At 70.3% G+C, this 12391-nt stretch carries 4 protein-coding genes and 1 pseudogene; 2 read left to right on the top strand and 3 right to left on the bottom strand.

Annotated features, from left to right (window positions below):
- Window positions 1–634: 634 nt before the first annotated feature.
- On the bottom strand, window positions 635–2983 hold the full coding sequence (locus ACZ7RU_RS14290; protein ID WP_470341209.1) for a non-ribosomal peptide synthetase: 2349 nt from the start codon (window positions 2981–2983) through the stop codon (window positions 635–637).
- 687 nt (window positions 2984–3670) lie between these two features.
- Here ACZ7RU_RS14290 and ACZ7RU_RS14295 point away from each other — a divergent pair.
- The gene (locus ACZ7RU_RS14295) at window positions 3671–4747 is read left to right on the top strand and encodes a MalY/PatB family protein (protein WP_470341210.1); all 1077 of its coding nucleotides are present in this window, start codon (window positions 3671–3673) and stop codon (window positions 4745–4747) included.
- A gap of 71 nt (window positions 4748–4818) precedes the next feature.
- The gene (locus ACZ7RU_RS14300; RefSeq protein ID WP_470341211.1) at window positions 4819–6111 is read left to right on the top strand and encodes a condensation domain-containing protein; all 1293 of its coding nucleotides are present in this window, start codon (window positions 4819–4821) and stop codon (window positions 6109–6111) included.
- A 94-nt stretch (window positions 6112–6205) separates the two neighbouring features.
- Here ACZ7RU_RS14300 and ACZ7RU_RS14305 read toward each other — a convergent pair.
- Window positions 6206–8866, bottom strand: a pseudogene (locus ACZ7RU_RS14305) (amino acid adenylation domain-containing protein); the annotation flags it as partial.
- A gap of 64 nt (window positions 8867–8930) precedes the next feature.
- On the bottom strand, window positions 8931–12371 hold the full coding sequence (locus tag ACZ7RU_RS14310; protein ID WP_470341212.1) for a non-ribosomal peptide synthetase: 3441 nt from the start codon (window positions 12369–12371) through the stop codon (window positions 8931–8933).
- Window positions 12372–12391 lie beyond the last annotated feature (20 nt).

A 12391-nucleotide genomic window follows, 5' to 3' on the forward strand; every position in this document is an offset into this window, starting at 1 on the left:
TGGCGGTCCAGCAACTCTTCAATCGAGGGCCCACCCGGCACGACCTCGAACTCACCAGTAAGATCTTACTCGACCTTACTGGGTCGTGTCTTCAAATTTCACACCCGCACCAGTCCTCGACCATTCATGCGCGCGCGCCGGCCCGGGAGTTTCGACCGGGGTTTCCGCGAACGCGAACCGGCCGGCCAATCCAGTCAGTTCCGGGCCCGCCTCGAAGAACTCACCCGACAGCTCGGCGAACTCGACGCACCCGAACCATCCGGCCTATCGCCAGGACCGACGCGGTTGTCGGGGTGTCCGTTGTCGCTCCGTGCCCGTTCCGGTGGACAGGTCCCGTCTCCGGCCGCGCAGATCGCGTGGGCGGGCGATCCGGGCGGTACGACGGCGATGTGGGTGGGAGGCCGGCGAGACGGGCTGTGGTGCGCGACCTGACCCGGCCGGAACCGGTCACCGAAGCCGTCCGTGCCGTGCCGTGCCGTGCCGGAAGAAGTGGACCGCACCGCTCGGCACCTGCCGACCGGCCTGGCCGAACACCTCCACCGCCACGGACCGTGCGCTGCTCGACGACTGGCCGAGGCCCGACGCGGCCTGGCGGACAGCGGTGCGCCACGGCTCGTCCGCCAGGCCCGTCCCGTTACGCTGCCCCGCTCTGTCCGGGGACGGAGCTCGCCGCCCCGGGCAGAACGGCCGTGGCCTGAAGATACGCGGCCAGGCTCTGCAGAGTCGGATGGCTGTGCAGAGCCACCAACGTCAGCTCGGGCACCTGCGCCATACCGCGCATGGCCTTCATCGAGTCGCCGCCCAACGCGAAGAAGTCGTCGTCACGCCGGATCGCGTCGATGCCCAGAACGTCCTGCCATACGGCGGCGATCCACTTCTCCCACGGACCGCTGGGCTCGGCACCCTCGGGCACGGTGCCGCCACGGCGCTCCCCGTGCGGTGAGGGGGCCGCTGGAAGCGACTTGCGGTCCAGCTTCCCGTTGGGGCTCAGCGGCATGGCCGGCAGCACGAGCACGGTGCCGGGAACCATGTGAGCCGGGAGGCTGGCCGCGAGGGTCCTGCGGACGTCCTCCGGGTCCAGGACTTCGCCGTCGCGCGGCACGACGAATCCGACCAGGACCGGGACGCCGGCGGCGTCGGTCCGTGCGGTCACCGCCGCCTCTTTGACCAGAGGATGGTCGCGGAGCACGGACTCGATCTCGGTCAGCTCCACCCGCAGCCCGTGAATCTTCACCTGAAGGTCGGTCCGGCCGATCAGTTCGATCAGTCCGTCGGCACCGAACCTCGCCAAGTCGCCGGTGCGGTACAGCCGCTCATCGGCCACTGTGCCGTACGTCCACTCGATGAACCGCTCGGCGGTCAAGGCGGGCTGGTCCAGGTAGCCGAGCGCGAGGCCGACGCCGGCGAGGTACAACTCGCCTGTCACACCCGGCGGAACGGGCTGGAGTGACTCGTCCAGGATGTAGGTGCGCTGATTGGCCATCGGGCGCCCGTACGGAATGCTCCTCCAGGTGGGTTCGGTGGCCTCGACCTCGAATATCGTCGAATAGATCGAGGCCTCGGTGGCCCCGCCGAGGGAGACGAACCTGGCATCGGGCGCGGCTCCGCGGGCGCGTCCGGGCAGCTTCAACGGGATCCAGTCTCCGGCGATCATGATCAGCCGCAGCGCGTTCACCGGTGAGGGCCCACCGCCCCCGCCGCGCTCGACGTGATCGAGTACCAGTTCCAGCAGCGCCGGTGCGGTGTTCCACACCGTGACGCCGTGGTCCGCCGCCAGTTCGGCCCAGTGCGCCGGATCCTTGGCCCGGCCGGGCGCGGGAAGGATGAGAGTGCCGCCTGCCGCCGTCATCCCGAGGAACTCGTAGACCGACATGTCGAAACTCGGGGATGACAGGCCGAGGACACTGTCGCCGACGCCCACGGCGAAGCGGGAGTTGAGATCCTCGATGTTGTTCACCACGCCCCGGTGGCGCAGCGCGATCGGCTTCGGCTTTCCGGTGGAACCGGACGTGTGGATGACGTAGCAGAGGTTGTCCGGCCCGGCCTGGGCCTTCGGATCGTGATCGGGCCGAGCGGACAGGGCCGCGGTCTCGCGGTCCAATAACACCAGGAGTTCCCGCCGTACGGGGTCCTCCCCGGTCAGAGCGGCAGCGAGCTTGCTGTGGCTGATCAGAGCCACGCAGGAAGCACCGGTGATCATGGTGGACACCCTGGCCTGCGGATAGCCGGGGTCGAGTGGCACATAGGCCCCGCCGGCCTTGAGTACCCCGAGCATCGAGATCAGCAGATCGGGCGAGTGCTCGAGGTAGAGGCCGACGCGGTCGTCGGGGCCGACGCCCAGGTCCCGCAGATGATGTGCCAGCCGGTTCGCCGCGACGTTGATCTCCTGGAACGTCAGCCGGGTCGCTCCTTGGATCACGGCGACGGCCTCGGGGGACCGCGCGGCCCGCTCCTCGAACGCCTCGTGCAGACAGCCTTCCTCGCGGGGCAGTCGGACAGCGGTGTCGTTCCACTCCACGAGGATCCGGTGCACCTCGGGCCCGGTGAGAAGCACGAGATCCGCCACCGCCTGGTCCGGCCGGTTCGCGCCGTCCTCGAGCAGGTTCTGGAAGTGGGCCAGCAGCCGGTCGCCGGTCGCCGTTTCGAAGAGTCGCTCGTCGAAGTGGAGAGCGGCCGACCGGGACGCCGCCTCGGCCACGGGCAGCACGAGCTCGACCTCGTACGGCTGACCGCCCTCGCCGGCCCGATCCGCACCGAAACGTACGCCGATGCGCGGGGGCTCCTTCCCGGGGTCCGCCACGGCACCGGCCGCACTGGTCAGTCCGCGGAACGTGCTCTCCCCGGTGACGGAGAAGCGGAGCAGCGAGTCCTCACCGCCGTCGCGGCGCACGTGGAACTCGACCTGGTTCTGGCCGGAATACCGGTACAGCAGCGCGGCGAAGCCGGCGAGCAGCACACTCTCCGGGGCGGTCGCGCAGGACACCGCCACATCCCTGACGGCGCCGGCGTAGAGACCGGGAATTTCTCGGCGTACCACCCCCGTGCAACGGGGCGCATCGACGCCACGCGGCCGGTCCGCAGGGATTTGGGCAGCATGGGAGGACAATTCCTGACTCCTGTCACAGATTCTCGACATCGCAGATGTAATTCGACTGTGAATATCGGATGGGCGCGTGTGCGCACCGACTGCCGGGCCAGGAGGCTCCAAGCTTTGCGAGCGACTAGCCTCAGCGTCTAATCCGGGCTGAGGAAGGCGCTGTTGGCGACAGTACCGGCGGGTCGCGAACCCCGCAATGTGACCGACGTCACACATCAAGGCCAAAGGCTGCCGCATAACCTTGTGTGCTCCCCTTGAGTACTCGGGGAACTCCCCTGCGGCCCGACAGGACTGTGGGGATGCGACTGGAGGGATAGCGGAACCGCAGGAATTCTGCCGAGCGATCGGTTTACTGCCGCAGGCTTTCCGTACCGGCCTCCTCTCCGTCCTGCGGCATTGCACCGACATTGGTCCGCACAACGCTGCGCCATCCAACCGACACGGAACAGGACTATGAACGCCGACACTTCGTCAACCGCTCTCGACTCCCTCGAACTGAGCCGGCTGTCACAGCGGGACGGGGAGAAGTGGGCCACCGCGGGCGACGGCATGCTGGCCTCCTGGGTCGCGGACATGGACTTCCCGACCGCACCCGCGATACGCCAGGCCCTGCTGCGCCGCGCCGACGGCGATCTCGGCTACCCCCCGTGGTTCGACGAGAGCCGCGGCGGCCCGCTCGGCGAGGTGTTCGCCGAGCGGACGCGGCACCGGTACGGCCATCGGCCTGATCCCGCGCACGTCCGGCTGTTCACGGACATCAACCAGGCGATGCTCGCGACGCTCCAGATCGCCACCGACCCCGGCGACGCGGTACTTCTGCACACCCCCGCTTGCCCGCCGTTCGTCGAGGTCATCGAGAGGATCGGCCGCAGGGCGCTGACCGTTCCGATCCAGGAGGGCGAGGGCGGGTGGGAGTTCGATCCCGCACTCATGGAGCGGACCGCGGCGGACGAGGGCTCGGGGCGCTGCCGTGTGCTCTTCCTCGTCAACCCCCACAACCCCACCGGCCGGGTGTTCCGCCGTGACGAGCTGGAGTCGCTCGCGGAACTCGTGCTCAGGTTCAACCTGTTGGTGATCTCCGACGAGGTGCACGCGGATCTGACCCATGCCCCGCACCAGCACATTCCCTTCGCCTCGCTCAGCCCGGAAATCGCCGCCCGCACCGTCACCCTCACCTCGGGGAGCAAGGCGTTCAACCTCGCCGGGATCCGCTGCGCGCTGGCACACATAGGACCGCAGGCCGTACGGGATGCCGTCGACGCCCGGCGCGGGCTGCTTTTCGGCCAAGTAGGAGTGCTCGCGGTCGAGGCGCTGAAGGCCGCCTGGACCTCGGGCGACGCCTGGCTGGACGAGGTTCTGGCCATCTTGGACCGGAACCGGCGGCTGCTGGCCGAGCGGCTCCCGGAGGGGATCCGATGCCGGACTCCGGAGGCCACTTTCCTTGCCTGGCTCGACTGCCGGCAGGTGGGGATCGGCCCGGACCCCATGCCCTTCTTCCGCGACGAGGCCAAGGTGCTTCTCTTCTCCGGTCCGGCCTTCGGAGCGGGCGGCGATGGATTCGTACGGCTCAATTTCGGCACGTCCCCGCAGGTCCTGGAAGAGACCCTGGAACGCATGAGCGCCGCGTTGCGACGGCGCGGACGTGATTGAAACCGCGAGCTGCGACACAGACGTTCCGATCGACACCGACAACCCCGCAGGCGCGGACAAGGAGCTTTCCTGTGACTGACCACGCGACGGTGCGGGTCCAGCCGGCCTCCGCTCTGGAGATGCAGCTCTGGCTCGCCGAGCAGATCGCCCCGGCGAGCCGCGCCGGCTGGGTCCTCGCCCAGGTCCGCGTCGACGGCCCGCTCGACCTCCCCGCCCTCGACACAGCGCTGTCGGCAGTGGCGCGCCGCCAGGAGGCGCTGCGCACCGCCTTCGTGTTCGAGCACGAGGAGGTGGTCCGCAAGGTCCTCGCGGAGCCCGTCGCAGAGCCGCTGCTGCGCCTCGGGCCCGGCACCGGCTTCGAGGAGGCGGCCGCCACCCTGCTGAACGCCGACACCTTCGACATCGCCGCGGGCCGCGTCTACAGGGCCGCGGTCGCCCCGGACGCACAGGGCGCCACCGTCTTCCTGGCGGTCCATCACATCGCTTTCGACGGTCTCTCCCAGGAGGTGTTCGCCGCCGATCTGGCGCGCGCCTACGCACGGGCCGTCGAGGGCGTCGCGACCGATCTGCCCGTGCTGGAACGAGTGGAGCCCGCGGAACTCACGCCGGCGCAACACGCCGAACTCACCACGCACTGGCGCGCCGTGCTGGCGGGGGCGGCCGACCTGCCCACCCCGGACGGCAGCCCGGCGCCGAACCAGCACGAGCTCGCTGTAGGTGGGTCGGCCGAGCTCCGAACCACCTGTCCGCCCAGCACCTGGCAGGCGGTGCGCGACCAGGCCAGGCGCAGCGCCTGCTCACCGTTCGCGGTGCTGCTGGCCGCGTACGGCCGGGCTCTGGCCGAGGTCACCGGCGGCTCCGACTTCTGCGTCGGCACACCGGTGGCCGCCCGCTCGGCCGGGCAGCAGGACGAGATCGGCTGCCTGATCAACATCCTGCCGGTGCGGATGCCCGAGCTGTCCGCGCCCGGGGTGGTCGAGCGGGTCTGGGCCGCCGTGCGGCGGAGTGTCGTGGGCTCCGCACTGCCCCGTTACGAGATCGTCCGGGCCGTGGATACCGTCGCCGGTGGTCGGATGCCCGTCTACCAGGTGCTGTTCGCCTTCGAGAACTGGCAGCGCGTCGAGCATTCGGCCGGTCCGGTAAGGATGCACACCGTTCCGGTGCCGCCGGTCGGCGCGGTCGCCGAGGTTCAGCTCCAGCTGTGCGAACTGCCCGACGGGACCCTGAAATGCGTCGTCCAGGCTCCGCTGACCGGTTCCTGGTCGCGACGGCTCCCCGATCTGCTGCGCGCCTTCGGCAGCCAACTCGCCGAACTCGCCCCGTCGGCCACGCCTCACTCCTTCTCCTCGGACGCTCCCGCATGACCACCCGGTGACGTGCTGCCGTCGCCGGGCTCGTCGGCTCGCCGCGGTACCAGAAGTGGTACGGCACCGCGGAAGCGAGCGGCGCGCGAGAGGGTCATGCGTCGGGCGAGAACGGGGCCCCGTCGGATCCATGGGCCAGCAGTTCGGCGAGGGCGGCCACGGTCGGGGCCTTGAACAGGCTCGGGACGGTCACTCCGACGCCCAGCGCCTCACGGATCCGGGCCACCAGGCGGATCGCGTCGAACGAGTTGCCGCCCAGAAGGAAGAAGTCGTCGTGGATCCCCATGTCGGGTGCGGCGAGCACGTCGGCGAACAAGGAGCGGAGCAGCACCTCGGTCGCGTCGCGCGGAGCGGCCGTTCTCCCGGTCGATCGGCGCCGGGGCGCGGGGAGTGCCGCCCGGTCGAGCTTGCCGTTGGCCGTCAGGGGAAGCGCGTCGACGATCACGAAGTGGTCCGGAACCATCTGTGGCGGGAGCCGGAGCTCCGCTTCGCGCCGCACGTCCTCGACGTACAGGTCCGGAGACGACCAACCCGACCCACGGTGCGCCGGTGCGGCACTCTCCCCGCCACCTGAGGCCGGCTGCCCGCCGCGGACCGCGTAGAGGGTGACCAGACCGGTCTCCGAGAGCATCGCCAGCCCGTCGACGGTGACCCGGTACCCCCGCTCCTCCAGGTGGCCCCGGATCCAGTCGATCCGGCCCGGGGCGTCATGCGCTTCGATCACCAGCTGGCGGACCAGGTTCCAGTGCTCCTCACGGAGCCCCAGAAGCACCGCGTGTTCGCTCTTCTCCGCATCGATCTTGAGCAGGTCGATCCGGTCCACACCGGTCTCGTCGATGACGTCCGACAGCGTGCGCAGCTCGCAGGTCACGTCGGTGTGTTGCAGCCGCTCTGTGAGCAGACCGTCGAGATCCGCCGCACCGCTCTGCGGAAGGGCTTCCCGCATCGGCTGCTCGTTGCGGACGAAGGCCTCCAGGACACCACGCTCCTCGGCGACGTCACCGAATCGCCCCGACATGATCGACAGTTGCGGATAGTAGGTGAACGACGCCGTACCCGCCGCTTCGGCGAGGCCGCACGGGAACAGCCTGGCGTCGACTCCGTGCAGCCGGGTGTTGAGTTCGAGCATGCGGAACAGCTGCGGAATCGGCTCGAACGAATGGACCACGCTGCCGGGACGGGAGCGGGCCACCGCCAGCGAGAAGAACCCGATGTGCGCGCCCACGTCGAAGACGCAGGCCCCGGTGTCGGGCAGCGTGATCCCGTGCCGCAGGTACTCGCCCTCCTCGAAGATCTCGCGGTACAGGAAGTCCGCCTCCGACCGGTTGGACGCGACGACGGCCATGCCGTTCGGTAGGGTCTGCAGGTCCTTCCGGTCGAGGAGCCCGGCGTCTTCGAGGCGGCACAGGTTCCGCAGCGCGGCGGCCTCGACGGGGTCGGGTACGAGGTAGGCGGTCAGCCGCGTCTCGCCGGCCTCGTCGGGCCTCGCGGCCACCACCGCGTCGGCGACCGCGGCGTGCCGGGCCAACGTCGCCTCGATCTCGCCGAGTTCGACGCGCACGCCGCCCACCTTGACCTGGTGGTCGGTGCGGCCCAGGTAGTGCAGGACCCCGTCAGTGTCCCGCCGGGCGAGATCCCCGGTCCGGTACATCCGGCTGCCTTCAGGGCCGTAGGGGTCGGGGACGAACCGCTCTGCTGTCAGCCCCGGCCGGTTGACGTACCCCCGGGCCAGCTGGACACCCGAGATGTAGAGCTCGCCGGCCACACCGGGCGCGGCCTGGTTCAGCTGCTCGTCCAGAACGTACAGCCGGGTGTTCCGCACCGGCGCACCGATCGGCACCGGGCCGGGCGGGTCGTCGGGGCCGCAGCGCCAGTAGGACACATCCACCGCGGCCTCGGTGGGCCCGTAGAGGTTGTGCAGTTCGGCGTCCAGGACGCGGAAGAACCGTGACCGCAGATCGGCCGAGAGCGCCTCGCCGCTCGCGAACACCCGGCGCAGCGAATCACATCGGGCCGTCGTCGGCTCTTCGAGGAAGTGGCGCAGCATGGACGGGACGAAATGCACGGTCGTGATCCGCTCCGCGCGGATCAGCTCGGCGATCCGGGTGGGGTCTCGGTGCTCGTCCGGGCCGGCCAGGACGAGGCGCGCACCGACGCACAGCGGCCAGAAGAACTCCCACACGGAGACGTCGAATCCGGCGGGGGTCTTCTGCAGGACGCGGTCGTCGTGGCCCAGCGGATACTCCGCCTGCATCCAGCGCAGGCGGTTGACGATGGCCTCGTGGGACACGGCCACCCCCTTGGGCCGGCCGGTGGATCCCGAGGTGAAGATGACGTAGGCGGTGCTCGACGGGTGCGGCGAGGGCCACCCGGTCCCGTCTGCCTCGGGCGTGCCCTCCTCCGACATCCGCCGGACGTCCTCGCTGTCGAGCGTCAGCACGGGCCGGGCATCCTCGGTCATCTCCCGTGCACGCTCGGCGGGCAGCAGCGGATCGACCGGAAGGTACGCGGCCCCGGCCCTGTGCACCGCGTAGAGGGCGACCAGCAGTTCCACGGATCGCGGCACCGCGACCGCCACGATCGTTTCGGGCCCCACCCCCTTGGCCATGAGCGACCGCGCCAGCCGGCCGGCCCTGGCGTCCAGTTCGGCGTACGTGAGAGAGCCGTCGACGCCGACGAGCGCGACGGCGTCAGGGGTACGGGCCACCTGGGCCGCGAACAGATCGGGCAGGGTCTCCGCCGCCATGTCGTGAGCCGCGGTGTCGCTCATGACGTCACTTCCCATCGTTGTCGAACTGACCGCCGGACCTTGGGGTCCGCTACGGAAGGGGCGTCGCGGACGGACGGAGGGCCGCCCGGCGCAGTGCCTCGATGTGCGCGGCCAGCGTCTCGACGGTCGGCGCGTCGACCAGGGCGCGCACCGGGATGTCCAGCTCGAGCTCGGCCCGCAGTCGGCTGACGACCGCCAGCAGGGAGAACGAGTCCCCGCCGGCCTCGAAGAAGTTGGCCCGCACGTCCACCTCCGCGAACCCGAGCACCTCCGCCCAGGCCGCCGCGACGGTGCGCTCCGTCTCCGTGCTCGGCGGCGTCACGGCCGTCGGGAGCACAGGAATCGGCTCGGGCCGGGGCAGCCGCTGGCGGTCCACCTTGCCGGTCGGGGAGAGCGGCATGGCCTCGAGCCACATGAACACGGCCGGCTGCATGACGATGGGCAGCTTCGGGGCGAGGTGGGCACGGAGCGCGGCCTCGTCGAGCCCGCTGCCCGGTGTCCTGACCACGTGGGCGACCAGCCGCTGGTCGGGCTCCAGGAGCACCACGGCGTTCGCCACCTCCGGGTGACCGCGCAGCACCGATTCGATCTCTTCCAGCTCGACCCGCACGCCGCGGATCTTGACCTGACTGTCGACCCGGCCCAGGAACTCCATCTCCCCGTTCGGCAGGCGGCGCACCAGGTCGCCCGTGCGGTAGAGGCGTCGGTCGGGCCGGGCCGGGTCCGGGGCGAACCGGTCGGCGGTCAGGGCGGGCTGGTTGCGGTAGCCGCGGGCGACGCCGTCACCACCGATCCAGAGCTCGCCGGGCACGCCGATGGGCTGCAGGTTCCCCCAGCGGTCGACCACCGCGCAGGAGGCGTTGGCGATCAACTCACCCAGCGGCATGGAGCTGCGCTCCAGCGGCTCGTCGCCCATCCGGCCGACCAGGGCCGCGCCCGCGGTCTCCGTCGGCCCGTACTCGTTCCAGATCTCGCACCCGGCGGAGACGACCGCACGGGTCCGTGCCACCAGGTCGGCGTCCAGGTTCTCGCCGCCCATGGACACGTGCCGCAACGTCGGCATCTCCAGGCCGGCGTCGGTGATGCCGCGCATCTGGGTCGGCGTCAGGTACAGCATGTGGATCGACCGCTCGTTGATGAACCGGGCGGTGGCCCGGCCGTCGGCCTTGACCTCACGGGGCAGCATGACCAGGCAGGCGCCTGCGGTCAGTGCGTGGAACATCTGCTCGACGGACCAGTCGAAGTGGTAGGAGAGGTTGTGCACCACCCGGGTGCCGGGCCCGATCGGGCGGATGTCCTGGGCCCACTGGATCCACGGGGTGATCGCGGTGTGCGGCAGGCCGACGCCCTTGGGCCGGCCGGTGGTCCCGGACGTGTACATCAGGTACACCAGCTGCGAGGGATGCAGCGCGGACCCCGGGGCGCCGCCCCGCGCGCCGTCCTGCGCGGTGCTCACCACGTCCACGCCCTCCAGGACGGCCGCCGGCAGCTGGTCCCGCAGTTCCGGGGTGGTGACCAGGACCTTCATCCCGCTGTCCGCGACGACGTACGACATCCGGTCGACGGGGGCGAGCGGATCGATCGGCACGTAGGCGGCACCGGACTTCAGGATGCCGAGGATGCCGACGATGAGGTCCACCGACGGGTCCGCGCACAGGCCGACCAGGTCGTCGGTGCCGATGCCGCGCGCCGTCAGCTCGTCGGCCAACCGGGATGCCCGGCCGTCGAGTTCGTGGTAGCTGACCCGCTCGTCGCCACTCTCCACCGCGTCCGCGTCCGGGGTCCTGAGCGCCTGTGCCTCGAACAGCCGGTGCAGGAAGAGGTCCGTGGGGTAGGGACCGCAGTCGGCGGTGGACCACTGCTCGAGCTGACGGCGCTCCTCCTCGGGGAGGATGGTGAGCTCGGAGAGGCGCTTGGCGGGAGCGGCCACCGCGTCGGCCGCGAGCACGGCCAGGTGGTCGAGGATGCGCCAGGCCTTGTCCTCGAGGAACAGGTCGGTGTTGTAGTCGACCGCGAGGCGGTACGTGAACTCGGTCTCGACGACCCGGAACACCAGGTCGAACTTGACCGCCTTAAGGTTCAGGCCCAACTCGACGTCGTTGACGGTGATCCCGGCCAGCTCCGGCGCCGGGACCGCGTGCTGGTACGCCAGCATGACCCGGAACGGCCCCTGCCGGGAGGAACGGTCGGTCGAGACCGCGTTGACCACCCGCTCGTAGGGGACGTCCTGGTGGGCGAAGGCCTCCAGGACCCTGCCCCGGACCCGGCCGAGCAGCTCGGCCAGCGTCGGGTCGCCGGACAGGTCGCTGCGCACGGCGAGGGTGTTGAGGAAGCACCCGAGCATGGACTCGAGCTCCGGCAGGTCACGGTTGGCGCTGGGGATGCCGACCACGATGTCCGTCTGGCCGCTGTACCGGCTGAGCAGCACGTTGAGCAGCGTGATCACGGTCATGAACGGAGTGGCGTTGTGCTCCCTGGACAGCTCGCGGATCCTCCGCGACACCGCTCGGGGCAGCTCGATGTCCACCGACGCCCCCCGGCTCGTGCCGGTCTCCCGGGGCGGCAGGTCGGTCGGAAGGTCCAGTACGGGGAGCGGTCCGCGCAGTCGGTCCTTCCAGTAGTCCAGTTGGCGTTCGAGCGTGGTCCCGGTGACCGTGCGCCGCTGCCAGGCGGCGTAGTCGGCGTACTGCACCGGCGGCTTCACGGCCGCCGGGATCCCGCCGCCGGCGGCGGCGGCGTAGAGCTCCAGCAGCTCGGCGATGGCGAGTTCGAAGGAGTACACGTCGGTGGTGATGTGGTGCAGGTTGATGAGCAGGACGTGCCAGTCCTCGTCCAGCCGGTACAGCTCGACCCGGAGCAGCGGCCCCTGCTCCACGTCGAACGGCCGCTGGGCGGAGTCGAGGAGCAGACCGGCCAGGACCTGCTCCTGCTTCTCCTCCGGCTCGTCCCGGAGGTCGACCACGGTCAGCGGCGATTCGGCCCTGGCCCGGATCACCTGCTCGGGGAAGCCGTCGACCGCCTTGATGGTGGTGCGGAACACCTCGTGCCGGTCGACCAGCGCCTGGACGGCCTGCCCCAGGGCCGTGATGTCGAGCGGGCCCACGAGCTCGTTCGCCATCGGGATGTTGTAGCGGGAGCTCGGGCCCTGGATGTGCTCGTCGACCCACAGCCGCTGCTGGGTGAACGAGGTGGGCGCGTGGAAGACCTCGTCCGAGCGCCCCTCGAACGGCTCGATGGTCTGCTCCGCGCCGGGCTCCGTCTCCCGCATCGCCTCGATGGCCGCGGTCAGCTCGACGAGGGTCTGTGCGTCGAAGAGCACGCTGAGCGGGATCCGGATGCCCAGCTCCTCGCGCAGCCGGCTGATCGCTCTGGCACCCTTCAGTGAATTTCCGCCCAGCGCGAAGAAATTGGCGTCAGGACCGGATATCTCGGTGTGCAGGACAGCCGTCCACACATCCGAGACGACGTCCATCACGGACCGCTGCGACATGTCGTTCCACCTAGTTCCGT

Source organism: Kitasatospora sp. NPDC114501 (assembly GCF_055633695.1).